Annotated in this window: 20 protein-coding genes and 1 pseudogene; 9 read left to right on the forward strand and 12 right to left on the reverse strand. The window is 70.3% G+C overall.

Annotation, left to right across the window (positions count from 1 at the left end; all coding sequences use genetic code 11):
- Positions 1–52: 52 nt before the first annotated feature.
- The 4 genes and pseudogenes from ACWGI8_RS20530 to ACWGI8_RS20545 form a co-directional block, all read right to left on the reverse strand.
- A complete protein-coding gene (locus tag ACWGI8_RS20530; RefSeq protein WP_453662787.1) occupies positions 53–1027 on the reverse strand; it encodes an electron transfer flavoprotein subunit alpha/FixB family protein in 975 nt (324 codons plus the stop codon).
- A 58-nt stretch (positions 1028–1085) separates the two neighbouring features.
- Positions 1086–1871 carry an electron transfer flavoprotein subunit beta/FixA family protein gene (locus tag ACWGI8_RS20535; RefSeq protein WP_453662789.1) on the reverse strand — a complete coding sequence of 262 codons (786 nt, stop codon included), beginning with the start codon at positions 1869–1871 and terminating at the stop codon, positions 1086–1088.
- Between the two features lie 189 nt (positions 1872–2060).
- On the reverse strand, positions 2061–2567 hold the full coding sequence (locus tag ACWGI8_RS20540) for a flavin reductase family protein (RefSeq protein WP_453662791.1): 507 nt from the start codon (positions 2565–2567) through the stop codon (positions 2061–2063).
- Positions 2568–2781: 214 nt separating this feature from the next.
- A pseudogene (locus tag ACWGI8_RS20545) lies at positions 2782–3194 on the reverse strand (TlpA family protein disulfide reductase).
- A gap of 360 nt (positions 3195–3554) precedes the next feature.
- On the opposite strand from ACWGI8_RS20545, the gene ACWGI8_RS20550 reads away from it, so the two are divergent.
- Positions 3555–4277, forward strand: coding sequence for a lysophospholipid acyltransferase family protein (locus tag ACWGI8_RS20550; protein ID WP_453662792.1), 723 nt, complete (start codon positions 3555–3557; stop codon positions 4275–4277).
- Between the two features lie 4 nt (positions 4278–4281).
- Here the strand turns inward: ACWGI8_RS20550 and ACWGI8_RS20555 are convergent, their stop codons facing one another.
- The 7 genes from ACWGI8_RS20555 to ACWGI8_RS20585 form a co-directional block, all read right to left on the reverse strand.
- Positions 4282–4974 carry a B3/B4 domain-containing protein gene (locus tag ACWGI8_RS20555; RefSeq protein WP_453662794.1) on the reverse strand — a complete coding sequence of 231 codons (693 nt, stop codon included), beginning with the start codon at positions 4972–4974 and terminating at the stop codon, positions 4282–4284.
- 13 nt (positions 4975–4987) lie between these two features.
- A complete protein-coding gene (locus ACWGI8_RS20560) occupies positions 4988–5566 on the reverse strand; it encodes a transglutaminase domain-containing protein (RefSeq protein WP_453662796.1) in 579 nt (192 codons plus the stop codon).
- 78 nt (positions 5567–5644) lie between these two features.
- Positions 5645–6706, reverse strand: coding sequence for a threonine aldolase family protein (locus tag ACWGI8_RS20565; RefSeq protein WP_453662817.1), 1062 nt, complete (start codon positions 6704–6706; stop codon positions 5645–5647).
- 14 nt (positions 6707–6720) lie between these two features.
- Positions 6721–7476, reverse strand: coding sequence for an SDR family NAD(P)-dependent oxidoreductase (locus tag ACWGI8_RS20570; protein WP_453662819.1), 756 nt, complete (start codon positions 7474–7476; stop codon positions 6721–6723).
- A 26-nt stretch (positions 7477–7502) separates the two neighbouring features.
- The gene (locus ACWGI8_RS20575; protein ID WP_453662797.1) at positions 7503–8888 is read right to left on the reverse strand and encodes a DUF6421 family protein; all 1386 of its coding nucleotides are present in this window, start codon (positions 8886–8888) and stop codon (positions 7503–7505) included.
- An 81-nt stretch (positions 8889–8969) separates the two neighbouring features.
- A complete protein-coding gene (locus tag ACWGI8_RS20580; protein ID WP_453662798.1) occupies positions 8970–9968 on the reverse strand; it encodes an alpha/beta hydrolase in 999 nt (332 codons plus the stop codon).
- Positions 9965–11095 (reverse strand): LLM class flavin-dependent oxidoreductase, encoded by a 1131-nt coding sequence (locus ACWGI8_RS20585; protein ID WP_453662800.1) that lies wholly within the window; start codon positions 11093–11095, stop codon positions 9965–9967. The genes ACWGI8_RS20580 and ACWGI8_RS20585 overlap by 4 nt, the downstream gene beginning before the upstream one ends.
- Before the next feature lie 55 nt (positions 11096–11150).
- Between ACWGI8_RS20585 and ACWGI8_RS20590 the strand changes: the two genes are divergently transcribed.
- Together ACWGI8_RS20590 and ACWGI8_RS20595 are read left to right on the forward strand one after the other, a co-directional pair.
- Positions 11151–11780 (forward strand): PadR family transcriptional regulator, encoded by a 630-nt coding sequence (locus ACWGI8_RS20590; protein WP_453662802.1) that lies wholly within the window; start codon positions 11151–11153, stop codon positions 11778–11780.
- Positions 11781–11959: 179 nt separating this feature from the next.
- The gene (locus ACWGI8_RS20595; protein ID WP_453662803.1) at positions 11960–12643 is read left to right on the forward strand and encodes a glycerophosphodiester phosphodiesterase; all 684 of its coding nucleotides are present in this window, start codon (positions 11960–11962) and stop codon (positions 12641–12643) included.
- Between the two features lie 75 nt (positions 12644–12718).
- On the opposite strand, the gene ACWGI8_RS20600 is transcribed toward ACWGI8_RS20595, so the two are convergent.
- A complete protein-coding gene (locus ACWGI8_RS20600; RefSeq protein WP_453662805.1) occupies positions 12719–13273 on the reverse strand; it encodes a GNAT family N-acetyltransferase in 555 nt (184 codons plus the stop codon).
- Positions 13274–13362: 89 nt separating this feature from the next.
- Here ACWGI8_RS20600 and ACWGI8_RS20605 point away from each other — a divergent pair, with 89 nt between their 5' ends.
- The 6 genes from ACWGI8_RS20605 to ACWGI8_RS20630 form a co-directional block, all read left to right on the forward strand.
- Complete coding sequence (locus ACWGI8_RS20605; RefSeq protein ID WP_453662807.1) at positions 13363–13749, forward strand: VOC family protein; 387 nt, start codon at positions 13363–13365, stop codon at positions 13747–13749.
- 151 nt (positions 13750–13900) lie between these two features.
- A complete protein-coding gene (locus tag ACWGI8_RS20610; protein WP_453662809.1) occupies positions 13901–14461 on the forward strand; it encodes a DUF5134 domain-containing protein in 561 nt (186 codons plus the stop codon).
- Between the two features lie 86 nt (positions 14462–14547).
- Positions 14548–15483 (forward strand): M56 family metallopeptidase, encoded by a 936-nt coding sequence (locus ACWGI8_RS20615; RefSeq protein ID WP_453662811.1) that lies wholly within the window; start codon positions 14548–14550, stop codon positions 15481–15483.
- A gap of 32 nt (positions 15484–15515) precedes the next feature.
- Positions 15516–16193: a phosphatase PAP2 family protein gene (locus ACWGI8_RS20620; RefSeq protein WP_453662812.1), complete on the forward strand. Its 678-nt coding sequence runs from the start codon at positions 15516–15518 to the stop codon at positions 16191–16193.
- An 18-nt stretch (positions 16194–16211) separates the two neighbouring features.
- Positions 16212–16910, forward strand: coding sequence for an HAD family hydrolase (locus ACWGI8_RS20625; RefSeq protein WP_453662813.1), 699 nt, complete (start codon positions 16212–16214; stop codon positions 16908–16910).
- Positions 16911–17119: 209 nt separating this feature from the next.
- Positions 17120–17702, forward strand: a 583-nt coding sequence (locus ACWGI8_RS20630) for a TetR/AcrR family transcriptional regulator (protein ID WP_453662815.1), incomplete at its 3' end; no start/stop codon positions are given.

A 17702-nucleotide genomic window follows, 5' to 3' on the forward strand; every position in this document is an offset into this window, starting at 1 on the left:
GGGCCGCGTGGTGGGGTTCACCGCGCGGCCCCGGGACGGAGGTCTGGGGAGTTCAGCCCTTGCGGGTGTTGATTTCCTGGGTGAGTTGGGGGACGACTTCGAAGAGGTCGCCGACGACGCCGTAGTCGGCGAGGTCGAAGATCGGGGCTTCGGCGTCTTTGTTGATGGCGACGATGGTCTTGGAGGTCTGCATGCCGGCGCGGTGCTGGATGGCGCCGGAGATGCCGGAGGCGATGTAGAGCTGGGGGGAGACGCTCTTGCCGGTCTGGCCGACCTGGTTGGTGTGCGGGTACCAGCCGGCGTCGACGGCGGCGCGGGAGGCGCCGACGACGGCGCCGAGGGAGTCGGCGAGTGCCTCGATGACCGCGAAGTTCTCGGCGCCGTTGACGCCACGGCCGCCGGAGACGACGATCGCGGCCTCGGTGAGCTCGGGGCGGCCGGTCGACTCGCGCGGGGTGCGGGAGACGATCTTGGTGCTGGTGGCGTTCTCGCCGAACGAGACGGTCAGGGTCTCGACGGTGCCGGCGGCCGGGGCGGTCTCGACGGGGGCCGAGTTCGGCTTCACGGTGATGACCGGGGTGCCCTTGGTGATGCGGGACTTGGTGGTGAACGCGGCGGCGAACGCGGACTGGGTGGCCACCGGGCCCTGGTCGCCGGCCTCCAGGTCGATGGCGTCGGTGATGATGCCGGAGCCGATACGGACCGCGAGACGGGCCGCGATCTCCTTGCCCTCGGCGGAGGACGGCACCAGCACGGCGGCCAGGGGGCCCGCGGCGGACGCTGCCTCGTAGGCGGCCTGCAGCGCGTCGACCTTCGGGACGACGAGGTAGTCGGCGAACTCGGGGGCGTCGGCGGCAAGCACCTTGATGGCGCCGTGCTCGGCGAGCGCGGGCGCGGTGGCCTGGGCGCCGGAGCCAAGAGCGACGGCGACGGGCTCGCCGAGACGGCGGGCCAGCGTCAGCAGTTCCAGGGTGGGCTTGCGGACGGCGCCGTCCACGTGGTCGACGTAGACGAGAACTTCAGCCATGGGATTGCTCTCCTGCGAATGCGAAGTGTGCGGGGGCGGTTGGGGTGATGGCCGAAGCTCAGATGAACTTCTGGCCGGCCAGGAACTCGGCCAGCTGCTTGCCGCCCTCGCCCTCGTCCTTGACGATCGTGCCCGCGGTGCGGGCCGGACGCTCGGCCGCGGAGTCCACCGCACTCCAGGCACCCTCGAGACCGACCTCGTCGGCCTCGATCTCCAGGTCGGACAGGTCCCAGGACTCCACCGGCTTCTTCTTGGCCGCCATGATGCCCTTGAAGGACGGGTAGCGGGCCTCGCCCGACTGGTCGGTCACCGACACGACCGCCGGCAGCGACGCCTGAAGCTGCTCGCTGGCGCTGTCACCGTCACGGCGGCCCTTCACGGTGCCGTCCTGGACCGAGACCTCGGAGAGCAGGGTGACCTGCGGGACGCCCAGGCGCTCGGCGAGGATCGCCGGCAGCACGCCCATGGTGCCGTCGGTCGAGGCCATACCGCAGACGACCAGGTCGTAGCCGGCCTTCTCGATCGCCTTCGCCAGCACCAGCGAGGTGCCCATCACGTCGGTGCCGTGCAGATCGTCGTCCTCGACATGGACGGCCTTGTCCGCACCCATCGACAACGCCTTGCGCAGCGCGTCCTTGGCATCCTCCGGACCGACGGTCAGCACGGTGATCTCCGCGTCATCCGCCGCATCGGCGATCTGCAGCGCCTGCTCCACCGCATACTCGTCGAGCTCCGACAGCAGGCCGTCCACGTCATCACGGTCGACGGTCAGGTCATCGGCGAAGTGCCGGTCGCCGGTGGCGTCGGGCACGTACTTCACACAGACAACGATCCTCAAGCTCACGCCGGCTCTCCTACTGCGTCGTCATTTCTGAGCTGCCTTGTGCAGGCAGCATAGGCGCCTGAAGGCGGGGTTTCCGGTCGGGGCGACCGGCGCTCCGAACGAAATATTACTCGTCAGTACACCCAGTTTGTTCCCAGTGAGCAAGCGCTTGGAACTGTGACGTTGACAACGCAGCGTAGTCGGGACTTCTCAGTCCCTCAGCCCGTTGAAGCGGCCCTGATGGTAGATCAGCGGGCGTCCGGCGCCCGCGGGGTCCCCGGCGACGACCTCGGCGACGACGATGCGATGGTCCCCTGCCGGCACCCGGGCGACGACACGGCAGACCAGCCAGGCCAGCACTCCGTCCAGCACCGGAACACCTTCCGGGCCACTACGCCATCGGGTGGGTGGGGCGAAGCGGTCGGCGCCGCTGCGCGCGAAAGTGGCGGCCAGCTCGCGCTGGTGCTCACCGAGTATGTGGACGCCGATGTGTCCGGCCTCGGCGACGACCGGCCAGCTGGACGAGGTGGTGCCGATGCCGAACGAGATCAACGGGGGTTCGGCGGCGACGGAGTTGAGCGACGTGGCGGTGAAACCGACAGGGCGGTCGCCGTGCGCGGTGATCACCGCGACTCCTGCCGCATGCTGCCGGAAGACGGAGCGCAGCAGGTCGGGAGAGGCGAGCTGGGGTGTGCCGAGGTCGGGCGAAGCCGTCATGGAGTTGTCCTTCTGCATGGCATGGGGCGCGAACGGGTCCGTGGTTGCTCAGGCACCCGGACAGAGCGCGCGCGCATCGCGGGCCGGATCCACATGGGGCCGGCCGAAGAGAAGGAATCGTCGTGGCACTCGGTCAGACTGACGATTGGTGGTACGAGCAGTCAAGTCGGTACGGGGATATGGGAGCTGTGTCACGGCACCGGCTCACCGCACCTCAGACCGCCGCACCCAGGGCCGCGATCACATCGGCTTTGCGGGGCTGCCCGGACGCTCTGCGGACGATCCGCCCGCGCGCGTCCAGCACCAGCACGGTGGGGGTGCGCAGAATGTCCAGTTCACGCACCAGCGACAGCTTTTCCTCCGCGTCGATCTCGACATGGGCGACCCCGTCGACCATGCCGGCGACCTCGGCGAGGGTCCTCCGGGTCGCCCGGCACGGCTGACAGAAGGCGCTCGAGAACTGTACGAGGGTGGCCCTCTCCCCCAGTTCCGCACCCAGCTCCGCCGATCCGAGCCTGCGCTCCTCGTCCCGCCCGCGCACCGTCAGCCTCCCATTGGTCCGCCGGTGCAGCAGACCGAAGGCCCGGCCGCCGCGAGGACCACCGCGCACACCACAAGTCCGGTCATCGTTCCCTTCAAGCATTCACAGGACCGCAAAGATTCCCGGCACCTCTCTGCGCGCATGCTGCGGGATGCTGGGCGGCGTCGAGTCTCCCGCTCCGCCGCGTTTCGCACAGGAAGTCGGGCTCGTCTTCGCACTGTTCCCGCTGGTCCGGCGGGCCACGGCGGCGCGCGGCTGACGTCGTGAACACGCAATGGGCGGGGATCTGTGACACGACGTGACGAGAATCTCGCCGTGCGACGCCCCCAGGACTGGCTGTTACGCCACACATGGGGCACGATCTGCCCAATGCCGAAAACCTACGGCTGCGTAACTTCCACCGGGCGAACCCTCCCGGGGACACTGAAGGAAGGGTCTCCCCCCAGATGGCAGAGCTCGTCTACCGGCCGGTCATCGGCGCTGCTCTCACAATGTTCAAGGCGCTGGACCTGAAGATCGACACCCATGGGTCGGAGAACATCCCACAGTCCGGCGGTGCGGTGCTGGTGAGCAATCACATCAGCTACCTCGACTTCATCTTCTCCGGCCTGGCGGCGCTGCCGCAGAAGCGCCTGGTGCGCTTCATGGCGAAGGACTCCGTGTTCCGGCACCGGATCTCGGGCCCGCTGATGCGCGGTATGAAGCACATTCCGGTGGACCGCAACCAGGGCGAGGCGGCATACGCGCACGCGCTGGACTCGCTGCGCGCGGGTGAGATCATCGGGGTCTTCCCGGAGGCCACGATCTCCCAGTCGTTCACGCTGAAGAGCTTCAAGTCGGGCGCGGCGCGGTTGGCTCAGGAGGCCGGGGTGCCGCTCGTCCCGATGGCGCTGTGGGGCACGCAGCGGCTGTGGACCAAGGGGCGCGCGAAGAACCTCAAGCGCAGCCACATCCCGGTGACGATAAGGGTCGGCGAGCCGATGGAGGCGCCCACCGACCAGTACGCGGGAGCGATCACGCGGCGGCTGCGCGAGCGGGTGCAGGAGCTGCTGGAGGCGGCACAGCGCTCCTATCCCGTACGCCCCAAGGACGCGAGCGACACCTGGTGGGTGCCCGCGCACCTCGGGGGCACGGCTCCGACTGCGGCCCAGGTCCGCGAGGCCGGCTGAATCGTCACTCCGGGGTGCGGACGGTGATCCACGCCCCGGGGCTCAGCTTCTCCAGTGACTCGGCGAGCTCGGCGCCCGCGGCCTCGAGCGCGCCGCGCGTCATCGGTGCGAGGCTCTCCAGCAGGAAGACCGCGTTGACGGACTCCTCGGTGAGCCGGGTGCGGACGCCCTGCCGCCAGTTCCAGCGGCGGCAGGTGACACCTTCGTCGTCGCGCCAGACGATCTCGCCCGGCTCCGGGTGCTCCACAGCCGGCTCGCCGCCGGCGAGCGTGGCGAACGGCTCCTCACCGGTGGCCCGTACCAGTCGCATGTCCCCCTTGATGTGATCGGTGTCCTCACCGCCGACCGGGATCAGATGCGCCACGCTGATCGCGTTGTACGCATCCACGAGCAGGTTGATCCGGGGCAGCCCGGCCTCGGTCAGCGCGCGCCTGGCGAGCGCCTCGGCGGAGTTGCGCGTACGGGACGGCTTGGCACCGAACGCGCCGTACGTCTCGCGCCAGGCGGCCATGTGCGGGTCCTCGTGCGGTGCGCTGCCGCCGAGCCGCTCCGCGAGGCGGCGCGCCGCCTCGTCGAGCAGCACCGAACTCGCGTCACTGCTGGGCCCGTTGACCAGACCATGAGCCTCGACGGCGAGATGGGTGAAGCCGGGGACGAGGGTGCGTACCTCGTCGGACACGGTGAGCGTGAGGGGCATCGGCATCCTTGCTTCAGAGCGCGACGGGAAGGTTCTCCCAGAGGGAGGGCCGGTCCTGTGCCGACTGCAGGGCATGCAGAACCGCCGGATGAGGTACAGGATACAGTACCGGGTAGTCCATCTCATTGGACTCCGGATCGGGGACGAAGGCCAGTCGCTCCACACCCAGCGAGAACTGGGCGTCCACACCGGCCTTGTTGCCCCTCGGATCCTGGCGGTGCCATACCTGCTCACCCGGCATCCGGATCGCGACCAGACCGTGCACCACTTCGAACTTCTGATAGCAGAGCGCGGCCGGGATCGACTCCGCGCGCAGCAGCGCGGCGAGCGCATGGGCCTTGGCGTAACAGATCCCGGTGCCCTGATCCAGAACGTCGGAGGCGCGCCAGGTGACGCGCAGATCGCCGGAGTCGTACGAGTGCGGAATGGTGTCACGGACGAACTCGAACGCGGCCTTGGCGTATGCATATGCGCCGGGCGCATCGGCGCGCAGGCGCGCGGCCGTGTCCCGGACCAGTGGATGATCGTGGTCGATGACCTCGTCGGCCGCAAGATACGCGGACAGTTCGGGGGCCTGCTGAATCAGCTCCATGGCACCCGAGCATAGGAACGCGGCCGACCGAGAGTCAATGAACTTTCAATCGGCCGCATACCCATGCATAGCTGAGGGTTACCGCGCCATCTCTTCCTTCAGCGCCAGCACAAAGGCGTCCACGTCGTCCTCGGCAGTGTCGAAGGAGCACATCCAGCGGACGTCACCGGCCGCCTCGTCCCAGAAGTAGAAGCGGAAACGCTCCTGCAGTCGCCTGCTCACGTCGTGCGGGAGGCGGGCGAAGACCGCGTTCGCCTGGACCGGGTAGAGGATCTCCACCCCGTCGACCGCCCTGACACCTTCTGCGAGACGCTGGGCCATGGCGTTGGAGTGCCGCGCGTTGCGCAGCCACAGGTCCTTGGCGAGCAGTGCCTCCAACTGCACCGAGACGAAGCGCATCTTGGAGGCGAGCTGCATGGACAGCTTCCGCAGATGCTTCATGTGGCTGACCGCGTCCGGGTTGAGGACGACGACGGCCTCGCCGAAGAGCATCCCGTTCTTGGTGCCGCCGTACGAGAGGACGTCCACGCCGACGGCATTGGTGAACGCGCGCATCGGCACGTTCAGCGACGCCGCGGCGTTGGCTATCCGGGCCCCGTCGAGGTGGACCTTCATGCCGTGCCCGTGGGCGTGGTCGACGATCGCGCGGATCTCGTCCACCGTGTAGACGGTGCCCAGCTCGGTGTTCTGGGTGATCGAGACGACCTGCGGCATGGCGCGGTGCTCGTCTTCCCAGCCCCACGCCTGCCGGTCGATCAGCTCGGGCGTGAGCTTGCCGTCCGGCGTCGGCACGGTCAGCAGCTTGAGGCCGCCCATCCGCTCCGGCGCACCACCCTCGTCCACGTTGATGTGCGCGGTCTCGGCACAGATCACCGCGCCCCAGCGGTCGGTGAGGGCCTGGAGTGCGACGACGTTGGCTCCCGTGCCGTTGAAGACCGGGAAGGTCTCGGCGGAGGAACCGAAGTGGCTGTGCATGACCCGCTGGAGATGGTCCGTGTACGCGTCCTCGCCGTAGGAGACCTGGTGGCCGCCGTTGGCCAGGGCGAGGGCGGCCATCACCTCCGGGTGCGCGCCCGCGTAGTTGTCGCTGGCAAAGCCCCGGACACCGGGGTCGTGATGCCGACGGGCATCCGTGGTCACGGTCTTCGACGGGATCACGGCTTGGGGGTCAGCCACAGACGCTGTCCATTCACTTCCGCGGCGGGCCGGTCCCAGACTCCGGCAATGGCCTCGGCCAGTTCCTTGACGTCCGTGAAGCCCGCGAACTTCGCATTGGGGCGCTCGGCGCGCATCGCGTCGTGCACCAGTGCCTTGATGATCAGGATGGCAGCCGCGGCGCGCGGGCCCTCCTCGCCCCCAGCCTTGCGGAAGGCATCGGCCAGCGCCAGGGTCCAGGCCTCGGCGGCCGCCTTCGAGGCGGCGTACGCGGCGTTGCCCTCGGTGGGCTTGGCCGCACCCGACTGACTGACGAGGACGAAGCGGCCCTTGTTGCTGCGCTGCAGCGCCTCATGGAAGGCGAGGGAGGTGTGCTGGACCGTGCGGATCAGCAGCTTCTCCAGCAGATTCCAGTCGGCGAGGTCCGTCTCGGCGAAGGTCGCGCTGCCGCGCCAGCCGCCGACGAGATGGACCAGACCGTCGATCCGGCCGAACTCCTTCTCGGTCTGGGTGGCCCAGTCGCGAGTGGCGTTCAGGTCGAGCAGGTCGACCGTGTCGCCGGTGACGGTCGCGCCGCCGTGCGCGTAGCGAGCGTCGTCGACCGCAGCGGCGAGCCGCTCGGTGTCCGCGTCCGAGGCCACGACGATCGCCCCGGCCTCGGCCAGCCGCAGCAGGGTGGCACGGCCGGCGGGGCCGGCGGCACCCGCCACCGCGATCACGGCTCCGTCCAGCACTCCGTTGCCGTTCGAGTTCATTTTGGTGGTCTCCTCCGTGCGAGAGCTCACGCGGCGGCTCCCGCGGTGATCCCCTTGGTGGAGGCGATCACATCTTTGAGCTTCTTCGAGAGCGCCTCATAGAACATGCTGAGCGGAAACTCGTCCGGAAGCACGTCGTCCACCAGCTTGCGCGGGGGCTGGCTGAGGTCCAGGGCGTCAGGGCCCTTCGCCCAGCGGGAGCCGGGGTGCGGGGCGAGGTAGGTGGAGACCAGGTCGTACGCCTTGAACCAGTGGACGAGCTTCGGGCGGTCGATGCCGTCCCGGTACAGCGTCTCGATCTCGGCGCAGAGCTCGTTGGTGACCCGCGGGGCCCGCTCCCAGTCGATCTTCAGCTGGTTGTCCGTCCAACGCAGGACGTCGTGCTTGTGGAGGTACGCGAAGAGCAGCTGGCCGCCGAGGCCGTCGTAGTTGCGCACACGGTCGCCGCTGACCGGGAAGCGGAACATCCGGTCGAACAGCACCGCGTACTGGACGTCGCGGCCGTGCTGGTTGCCCTCGGCCTCCAGCTTCACGGCCTCCTTGAAGGCGGTGAGGTCGCAGCGCAGCTCCTCCAGGCCGTACATCCAGAACGGCTGGCGCTGCTTGATCATGAACGGGTCGAACGGCAGGTCACCGTGGCTGTGGGTGCGGTCGTGGATCATGTCCCAGAGGACGAAGGCCTTCTCGCAGCGCTCCTGGTCGTGGACCATCGCGGCGATGTCCTCGGGCAGTTCGACGCCGAGGATGTCCACGGCCGCGTCCGTGACGCGGCGGAAACGGGCGGCCTCGCGGTCGCAGAAGATGCCGCCCCAGCTGAACCGCTCGGGCGCCTCGCGCACGGCTATGGTCTCGGGGAACAGCACGGCCGAGTTGGTGTCGTACCCGGCGGTGAAGTCCTCGAAGGTGATGCCGCAGAAGAGCGGGTTGTCGTAGCGGGTGGCCTCCAGCTCGGCGAGCCACTCCGGCCAGACCATGCGCAGCACGACCGCCTCGAAGTTGCGGTCGGGGTTGCCGTTCTGCGTGTACATCGGGAAGACGACCAGGTGCTGGAGACCGTCCCTGCGGTCCGCCGCGGGCTGGAAGGCGAGCAGCGAGTCCAGGAAGTCCGGCGCCTCGAAGCCGCCGTCCGCCCACTTCTGCAGGTCGGCGACGACCGCGCGGTGGTACGCCTCGTCGTGCGGGAGCAGCGGCGAGAGTTCCTCGATGGCCGCGGTCAGGCGCTTGACCTCGAATTCGGCGGTGGCACGCACCGGGGCGCCGTCGGCGTCGAAGTCGATCGAGCCGTCCTTGGACTGCCAGGGCCTGATTGCTTCGACGGCATCCTTGAGTGTCCGCCAAGCCGGGTGCTCGACCACCCGCGCGGCAGTAGCTGTAGCGCTGCCGGCAGCGTCCTGCACAAGAATTTCCGTCATGTCACTTCCTCCACGGGAGAACCTCGCGTCAGGACACCGTATCCATGCGTCGTTCTTCCATACAAGTGTGACCTTGGGAAATTATCCTGTCGCACCCCCGTGGTCACCGAAGATTTTGCTGTCGGGTGCAGACGTCGAGGCGATGGCTTCGGCCAGCCCGTGCAGAGCGCGCCGGGAGGCCTCGAGCACCGCGGCCAGCGCCAGAAAGCCGTGGAACATCCCGGGGAAGTGTCCTTCGGTGACCGCCACCCCCGCATCCCGGAGCCGTGCCGCGTACGCCCGCCCCTCGTCGCAGAGCGGATCGCAGCCGGCCGTGACGATGTACGCCGGCGGCAGGCCCTCCAGGCGGGCACGCAGCGGTGAGGCCAGCGGATCGGCGGGGTCGCCCTCCGGCCCCAGGTACTGCGCCCAGAACCACTCCATGTGCGCGGCGGTGAGGTAGTAGCCGTGTGCGTTGGTCCGGTACGAACCGGTGTCCATCGCCGCGTCGGTGGCCGGGTACACCAGCGCCTGGAGGGCGATGGCCGGCCCGCCGCGGTCCCGGGCGAGCAGGGCGCCTGCGGCGGCGAGGGTGCCTCCCGAGCTGTCGCCCGCGACGACGAGCGCCGCCGGGTCGCCGCCGAGCTCCCCGATGTGGTCCGCCGCCCAGACGAGGGCCGCGTACGCGTCTTCCAGCGGCGCGGGGAAGCGCGCCTCGGGGGCGAGGCGCTGGTCGACGGAGACGACGACCGCCGAGGCGGCACGGCAGAGGGTGCGGCAGGTCCGTTCGTAGGTGTCCAGGCCGCACAGGGTGAAGCCGCCGCCGTGGAGAAAGACCACGGTCGGCCGGGGCCGCTTGCCGCCTTCCGGCTCGTAGATCCGTACCGCCAGGTCCAGGTCCCCCGCGGGCCCCGGGATCGTACGGTCACGGACCCGGCCCACCGGCGGGAGCGGGTCCGGCGGGGCCGGGGCGGCGGAGAGGATCCGCCGGGCCTCGGCCGCGTCGGTGACCGCTCCCCCGACATCGGGGAAGACCGCGCTCATCGCGTCCACGTACGGGCGGGCCTCGGGCGCGAGGCGGCCGGTCTCCCTGGCGGTCACCGGCTCCCCCTCCCCGCGAAGTGCGGGATGACCTTCTCGCCCCACTGTCGCAGCGTCTCCAGACAGGCCTCCTGCGGCACGGTCCCCATCTGGATCAGGCACATGATCTCGTCGGCGCCCGCGTCACGCAGCCGCTCCACATAGGCGATGGCGTCGTCGGCGGTGCCGTAGGCGTGATCGGCGTTGAAGGTGGCGGTGGCCGTCGGGCGCACGGGGATCCGGTGCTCGTGCAGCCGGGCGACGACCTGCTCCGCAGCGCTGCGCATCGCCACCGCCTCGTCCGCTCCGTCGACGACCGCCTCGTCGGGTATGCCCGCGCCGCCGTACCAGTGGCCGATGGACTGGGCGAAGAACCGCTGGCCGCGGATGCCGATGCGCCGCGCCTGCGCCCGGTCGTCCAGGACGATCGTCGGACACAGCACCGAGAAGTGGTCGTTGACGACGGTGGAGACGAAGCGGGAGCCGTCGCGGGCGGCGACGGCGCTGTCGTACGCGGCCCGCATCTGCGCGATGGAAGCGGGCCCGGCGAAACCCATCACCAGGGCCCCGATACCGAGGTCGGCGGCCTGGGTCAGGGTCTCCGTGCGGCTGCAGGCGAGGAAGAGCGGCGGATGGGGGGCCTGGCGCGGACGGGGCAGGATCGGATGCGGATCGATCCTGAGCAACTCGCCGTGGTACTCGAGCTCGTCCTGCTGCCATGCCTTGCCGATGATCCGCAGCGCCTCCTCCACCTCCTGCGTCGTACGGCCCTTGTCGACGCCGCACAACGAGGTCTCCTGGTCGGTGCCGCCGCGTCCGGCACCCAGGTCGAGCCGACCCCCGGAGAGCAGATCGAGCATCGCGGCGCGCTCGGCCACCCGGACGGGGTGGTTGAAGTTGAAGGGCATGCAGACGACGCCATGACCGATGCGGATGGTCGTGGTCCGCGCCGCCACCCAGGTGAGGAAGATCTCCGGGGCGCTCATGTGCGCGTACCACTTGAGGGAGTGGTGTTCGACGGCCCAGATGCGGTCGAAGCCCATCTCCTCGGCGAGGACTGCCTGTTCGACACAGTCACGGATGACCTGATGCTCGCGCTCGACGGTCGGATCGGCGAGCTGGGCCTCGAAGATGACGGAGAACTGCACGGCGGTGCCTCCAAGGGGTTGCGTCCTGCGCCCTGCCGTTACTTCAATTCGTCATATGACTAATCGTCAGATGCCGAAGAAGCAAGAGATGCGACGGCACGGATCCGCAGCGGAACTCCCGGCAACGGCCTGGGCGGTGCTCGGGCTGCTCTCCTTCCCCGGTGAGCGCACCGGCTACGAGCTGAAGAAGTGGGCGGACGCCTCACTGCGCTTCTTCTACTGGTCACCCGCGATCAGCCAGATCTACGCGGAGCTGCGCCGGCTCGAGGGCCTCGGATACGTCACCTCGCAGCGCTCGGGCCCTGAGGAGCCCCGCGCCAAGAGGCGGTACGCGATCAGCGATGCGGGCCGCTCCGCGCTCGCGGCATGGGCCGGGGGCGACGGGGACGCGGGGGCGCCCGTCCTCAAGCACCCCCTGGTGCTGCGGGTCTGGCTGGGCCATCTGGCCGCGCCGGAGCGGCTGCGGGAGCTCGTCGAGGAGCACGTCCGGCGAACGCAGGCCGAGCTGAGGGAGGTACGGGATGCGCTCGCCCGTGCCGAGGGTGTCGCGGAGTGGGCCCATCCGCAGGTGGCCCTGCGCTGGAGCGAGCGTCAGCAGCTCGCCGAGCTCGACCTCGCACAGGCGCTGCTGAGCGATCTGGACCGGCTGCGTCAAGACCGGGGTGACACGCCCACGCATGAGTGACCCGAGACGTCACGCCGTCGCCGGAACCTCCCGTTCCCGCACGCTCCTCAGCTTGTGCACGACCGGTTACGCCGTCGACGAGGGCCATTAGGCTGCCGCAGTGCCGCGTGGGGCACCAGCGCCGCGCGGGAGCCGCATAGGCGACCCGGTCCGAAAACATCGACGGAAGCGAGAAGATCTTGAGTTTCCTCACCATCGGTCATCGCGGGGTCATGGGTGTCGAACCGGAGAACACCCTCCGTTCCTTCGTCCAAGCCGAACGGGCGGGTATGGACGCCATCGAGCTGGACCTCCATCTGAGCAAGGACGGCTCGCTGGTCGTCATGCACGACGCCGAGGTGGACCGGACGACCGACGGCACCGGACCGATCGCCGAGAAGACCCTCGCCGAGCTGCGGGAGCTCGATGCCGGTCAGGGCGAGCGCATCCCGGTCTTCGAGGAGGTCCTGGACGCCGTGAGCGCCCCGCTCCAGGCGGAGATCAAGGATGTCGCGGCGGCGCGGGCGCTCGCCGATGTGATGCTCAAGCGGGATCTGGTGGGCCGGGTCGAGGTGTCGTCGTTCCAGGACGAGGCGATCGCGGCGATCGCCTCGCTGGTGCCGGGGGTACGGACGGCGCTGGTCGCCAGCCGCTGGGACAGTGATGTCGTGGATCGCGCACGGGCGGTGGGCGCCGCCACGCTCGCGCTGAACATCCGCAGACTGACCCTGGAGACCGTGGAGCACGCACACGGCGAGGGCCTCAAGGTCATCGCCTGGGTCGTCAACACCCAGGATCATCTGCGACTGGTGCGCGCCCTCGAACTCGACGGCGCGACCACGGACTTCCCCGAGATCCGGCGCACCGGCCGCTTCACGGCCTGACCCCGGACCCGGGCCCTGTGCGGCCGGACGTGCCGGGCCTTCGAAGACCGCCCGGACAGGCCGCCCGGACAGGCCCTACTGCGGAAGCGGCTTCACCAGCAGCTCGAACTGCAGGTCGTCACGCTGCGGAATGCCGAAGCGCTCGTCGCCGTACGGGAACGGCGTCATCATTCCCGTACGGCGGTAGCCGCGCCGCTCGTACCAGGCGATGAGCTCGTCGCGCACCGAGATGACGGTCATGTGCATCTCACGTACGCCCCATGTCTCGTGCGCGATGCGCTCGGCCTCGGTGATGATCTGCCGGCCGAGGCCGCCGCCCTGGAGTCCGGGGCGGACGGCGAACATGCCGAAGTACGCCGCATCGCCGCGGTGTTCGAGCTGGCAGCACGCGACGATCTCGCCGTCGCGCAGCACCGCGAGGAGCCGGCTGCCGGACCCGGTGATGACCTGGCGGACGCCCTCCGGGTCGGTCCGCTGCCCGTCCAGGATGTCCGCCTCCGTGGTCCAGCCGGTCCGGCTGGAGTCCCCGCGGTAGGCCGACTCGATCAGCTCGACGAGCGCGGGCACATCGGCTTCGATCGCGTCGCGGAAGGACAGCTGGGCCTGGCCCTGGGGCGGGGCGGTCTCCATGGTGCGGGTCTCCGTTCTCCTCGTACACGCCGAAACGCGCGGTCCGCACGAGCCTAACGCGGGCGCCTCGGCGGTCTACCGTGATGACCATGATGCACGTGCTGAGCAGCCGCATCCTTCTGCGGCCGACCGACCCCGAGCGGTCCCGGCGGTTCTACGAGGACGTCCTCGGCCTGCAGATCTACCGCGAGTTCGGCACCGGGCCGGACCGCGGGACGGTCTACTTCCTGGGCGGCGGATTCCTGGAGCTCTCCGGACGTTCGGACACTCCACCCGCTCCCGGTCTCGCACTGTGGCTCCAGGTGTCCGACGCGAAGGCGGCGTACGGGCACCTGGTGGCCCGGGGTGCGGCGGTGGAGCGGCCGCCGCAGCGGGAGCCCTGGGGGCTCGTCGAGATGTGGCTGACCGATCCGGACGGGGTCCGTATCGCGGTGGTCGAGGTGCCCGAGGACCATCCGCTGCGCCGCCGGCCCTGAGCCGAAGGGGCGCGACGCACACGGAAGGACCCCCACAGCGAACCGGGCATCGAGGACCGCCCCGAGCGCCCTGTGTACGCCTGTGCGCTCGTATGCGCCGCACCGGTTGCGGGCATCACCCTCCCGACACCGATGAGCGGGGAGGTGCTCGGTGCACGGACCGGCGACGGCGGGCTGGCTGCTCGTGGCACTGTGCGCGGCGTCCGGCGCGTACTGCCTCCTGCGGATGCGCAGCTGTGCCGGTGAGGAGCGCAGGACGGCGGGCGGCGAGGCGGTGATGGGGTTCGGGATGGCCGCGATGGCCGTACCCGCCGCCGTTGTTCCCCCGCCGTCGTGGGCCTGGCTCGTGTACGCCGCGGTGTTCGGCGTGGCGGGGCTGCGTGCCCTGCGGAGTGTCCGGCCCTCGCCGGGCGGCGCGCATCATCTGCATCATCTGGTCGGTTCGATGGCCATGGTGTACATGGCCGTGGCGATGTCTCCGGCCGCGGCCGGGGCGCACGGCGGACACGCGGGTCCGGGCGGAGTGCCGTTCCTGACAGGCGCGTTGCTCGTCTACTTCACGGTGTTCGTGCTGCGTGCGGGTGCCCGGCTGGCGCCCGTGGCCGTGCCCGCGGGCGGTGGGGCCGTGGCCTGGGGCGCACGGCCCGAGCTGGCGCTGGCCTGCCGGGTGTCCATGGGCGTCGCCATGGTCGCCATGCTGCTCACCGTCTGAGACCCGGCGTGGTGAAACGGTGGCGTACGTCACTTGCCGCGCTCGGCCATACCCGGGAGTAGCCCCGCGCTCATAGGCTGGCCGACATGATGGTCTCCCTCGCGCTGCTCTCGCTCGGCGCACTGGCCGCCGTCGTGGCCCCGCGGCTGATGTCGCGGACCGACTGGCCGGAGCGCGAGCCTGTGGTGGCGTTGTGGGTGTGGCAGTGCGTGGTGGCGGCGGTGCTGCTGAGCTTCGCCCTTTCCATGATCTTCAGCGCGGCGGTGGCCTGGCAGGCGGTTCGGGGCCATGTGTTCGCGCCTGCGCCGCACGCTGTGGTGGAGGCGTACGCGCTGGGCGCGGGCGGGCCGTGGTCGGCGGCGCTGGCCGTGGTGCTGGCGTGCGGCGGGCTGTGGACCGGCGCGATGCTCACCCAGGAGATCCGCCGGGCGCACGTACGGCGCAAGCGGCGCCGGGCCGAACTCCTCGTGCGCTCCCCCGTGTTGCCGGGTGAGGACCCGGGCAGCGATCCGCTGGTCGTCCTGGAGGGTGAACGTCCCGGCGCGTGGTGGCTGCCGGGCGCGGCGCCCCAGCTCGTCATCACCACCGCCGCACTGCGTCGCCTGAAGGGCCGTCAGCTCGATGCGGTGCTCGCCCATGAGCAGGGGCACGCACGGGCGCGTCACGACTGGCTGCTGCACTGCTCGGCGGCGCTCGCCACCGGCTTTCCGCAGGTGCCGGTCTTCGCGGCGTTCCGCAACGAGATGCACCGGCTGGTGGAGCTGGCCGCGGACGACGTGGCCTCGCGCCGCTTCGGCCGGCTGACCATCGCGCTCGCCCTGGTCGAACTCAACGAGCACCGCGGCGTGTTCGGGCCGTGCCCGGCTCCGGACGCGCAGCTGCCGCAGCGGGTGCACCGGCTGCTGGCGCCGGTGCCCAGGCTTCCCGCCGGCCGCAGGCTGCGGCTGACCGCGGCGGCGGCGCTGGTCCCCGTCGTACCTCTGCTGGTGGCATTCGTGCCCGGTCTGCGCGCCCTGGGATAGCCCGCCGCGGCGAACGTCGGCAAGATCTCCCCATGGGTTCCCCCACTCCGGCTTCGCGGCCGCGCACTCCCGTACCCGCCCCCGCCCGCACCGCTGCGGTGACCGCCGTCCTCTCGGTGCTGCTGCTGGTGATGGTCGCCGTGGGCTGGGGACCGTTGCTGTCCTTCGACCGTACGGTCGCCGCGGAACTGCACCGTTCCGCGCTGGCGGAGCCGGGGTTCACGCAGGTCAACCGGGTGTTCAGCGACTGGGTGTGGGACCCGTGGACGATGCGGGCGCTGGGTGCCGCGGCGGTCGTGCTGCTGCTGTGGCGGGGCAGGTGGCTGCTCGCGCTGTGGGTGGCGGCGGCGGGCGCCCTGGGCTCGGCCCTGCAGCAGGGGCTGAAGTCCCTGGTGGGCCGGGAGCGGCCGCACTGGCCGCAGCCCGTGGACTCCGCACACTACGCCGCGTTCCCGTCGGGGCACGCCATGACGGCGACCGTCGTCTGCGGGCTGCTGCTCTGGCTGCTGGGGCGGGCCGGCGTGGGGGCGTGGGTCTGGTGGGCCGCCGCGGTGCTCGGCGCCGTCTCGGTGCTGGGTGTGGGCTTCACCCGGCTCTATCTCGGGGTGCACTGGTTCACCGATGTCGTGGGCGGGTGGCTGCTGGGAGTCTGCCTGGTGGCGCTGACCGTCGTGCTGTACGAGCGCGCGGTCTTGAACCGGGAGCGCTGAGCCCGCGAGGATCGCCGTATGGGGATCAAAGGCGTGCTCTTCGACTTCTCGGGAACGCTCTTCCGGATCGAACCCGTCACGTCCTGGCTGCGCGCCGCCCTGGACGAGACGGGCGTCTCGGTCGGCCAGGAGGATTTCGAGCGGTACGCGCGCGAGCTGGACGCGGCCGGGGCGCTGCCCGGCGGCTCGACCCCGCAGCGGATTCCCGGGGCGCTCGCCGAGCTGTGGTCCACCCGTGACGAGGACGCCGAGCGGCATCGTGATGCCTATGTCGGTCTCGCACGCCGGGTCGAGCTGCCGGATCCGCGGCTGTACGACGCGCTCTACGAGCGGCACAAGACACCGCCCGCGTGGCACCCGTACCCGGACGCGGCCGAGGTGCTCGGCGAGCTGCGGCGCCGCGGGGCGGGCGTCGCCGTGGTCAGCAACATCGGCTGGGATCCGCGGCCGGTCTTCCGGGCGCACGGGCTTGACCCGTTCGTGGAGGCATACGTCCTGTCGTACCGGCACGGTGTCCAGAAACCGGACACACGGCTGTTCCGGGCGGCGTGCGAGGCGCTGGGGCACGATCCGCAGGACGTTCTGATGGTGGGCGACGACCGGCACGCGGACGGTGGCGCGGCGCGGCTGGGCTGTTCCGTGCACTTCGTGGACCATCTGCCGGTGAACGAGCGGCCTGAGGGGCTGCGCCCGGTACTCGGAATGGTCGACCTGTGAATCCGGACCACGGGGACGGACAATGGAGACCAGGGCGAGGAAACACGGACATCCGAAGCCGGACGAACGCACGACAGAGACAGCCGGGCCGGGCGATCCCCCGCGTCGCCCGGTCCGCCCGCACAACGCCGCTGACCAGGCACGCGAGTGCCTTTCAACGGTTCGCGCTGAGTATATTGGCCGAGAGCCAGTCAACGCAGGAGTCAAGCATGTCCCCGCGGAGCGCATCGGTCAATGAAGAGCTCCGTCGGCGTTCCCGGGAGCGTCTGCTGCAGGCGACCGTGGACCTCGTCGGGGAGCGCGGTTACGAGGCGACGACCCTGGCGGACATCGCCGACCGGGCGGGATCGGCACGCGGTCTGGTCTCGTACTACTTCCCCGGCAAGCGGCAACTCTTCCAGTCGGCCGTGCACCGGCTGATGCATCTGACGCTGGAGGAAGCACTGGAGCGCGAGCCGCGCACGGACGACGGCCGCGAGCTGCTGGCCCGTGCGATCGACGCGATTCTCGGGCTCGCGGTGGACCGACCGGTGCTCATGCGCGCCCATATGGCGGGAATTCTGCAGGCCGAGGGGTTCGTGCAGTGCCCGGAGCAGCAGCGGCTGGCGTCCCTGCTGCGCGGCACGGTGGAGCGGTACGGCTCGTCGGACGTGGACGCCGACTATCCGCTGCTGCGCGCACTGCTGATGGGCGCCGTCTTCGCGGTGGCGGTGCCGGGGGCGCCCATGCCACGGACGCGGTTGCGCGCAGAGCTGTTCCAGCGGTACGGGCTGGACTGGGCGCTGGGCTTCC

Source organism: Streptomyces sp. NPDC054841, from assembly GCF_053611045.1.

What these genes read in the sequence shown, in the direction of transcription:
- ACWGI8_RS20530 (WP_453662787.1), bottom strand. Translation starts at nt 1,027, where the DNA reads ATGGCTGAAGTTCTCGTCTACGTCGACCACGTGGACGGCGCCGTCCGC.
- ACWGI8_RS20540 (WP_453662791.1), bottom strand. Translation starts at nt 2,567, where the DNA reads ATGACGGCTTCGCCCGACCTCGGCACACCCCAGCTCGCCTCTCCCGAC.
- ACWGI8_RS20550 (WP_453662792.1), top strand. Translation starts at nt 3,555, where the DNA reads ATGGCAGAGCTCGTCTACCGGCCGGTCATCGGCGCTGCTCTCACAATG.
- ACWGI8_RS20555 (WP_453662794.1), bottom strand. Translation starts at nt 4,974, where the DNA reads ATGCCCCTCACGCTCACCGTGTCCGACGAGGTACGCACCCTCGTCCCC.
- ACWGI8_RS20560 (WP_453662796.1), bottom strand. Translation starts at nt 5,566, where the DNA reads ATGGAGCTGATTCAGCAGGCCCCCGAACTGTCCGCGTATCTTGCGGCC.
- ACWGI8_RS20570 (WP_453662819.1), bottom strand. Translation starts at nt 7,476, where the DNA reads ATGAACTCGAACGGCAACGGAGTGCTGGACGGAGCCGTGATCGCGGTG.
- ACWGI8_RS20575 (WP_453662797.1), bottom strand. Translation starts at nt 8,888, where the DNA reads ATGACGGAAATTCTTGTGCAGGACGCTGCCGGCAGCGCTACAGCTACT.
- ACWGI8_RS20590 (WP_453662802.1), top strand. Translation starts at nt 11,151, where the DNA reads ATGACTAATCGTCAGATGCCGAAGAAGCAAGAGATGCGACGGCACGGA.
- ACWGI8_RS20600 (WP_453662805.1), bottom strand. Translation starts at nt 13,273, where the DNA reads ATGGAGACCGCCCCGCCCCAGGGCCAGGCCCAGCTGTCCTTCCGCGAC.
- ACWGI8_RS20605 (WP_453662807.1), top strand. Translation starts at nt 13,363, where the DNA reads ATGATGCACGTGCTGAGCAGCCGCATCCTTCTGCGGCCGACCGACCCC.
- ACWGI8_RS20615 (WP_453662811.1), top strand. Translation starts at nt 14,548, where the DNA reads ATGATGGTCTCCCTCGCGCTGCTCTCGCTCGGCGCACTGGCCGCCGTC.
- ACWGI8_RS20620 (WP_453662812.1), top strand. Translation starts at nt 15,516, where the DNA reads ATGGGTTCCCCCACTCCGGCTTCGCGGCCGCGCACTCCCGTACCCGCC.
- ACWGI8_RS20625 (WP_453662813.1), top strand. Translation starts at nt 16,212, where the DNA reads ATGGGGATCAAAGGCGTGCTCTTCGACTTCTCGGGAACGCTCTTCCGG.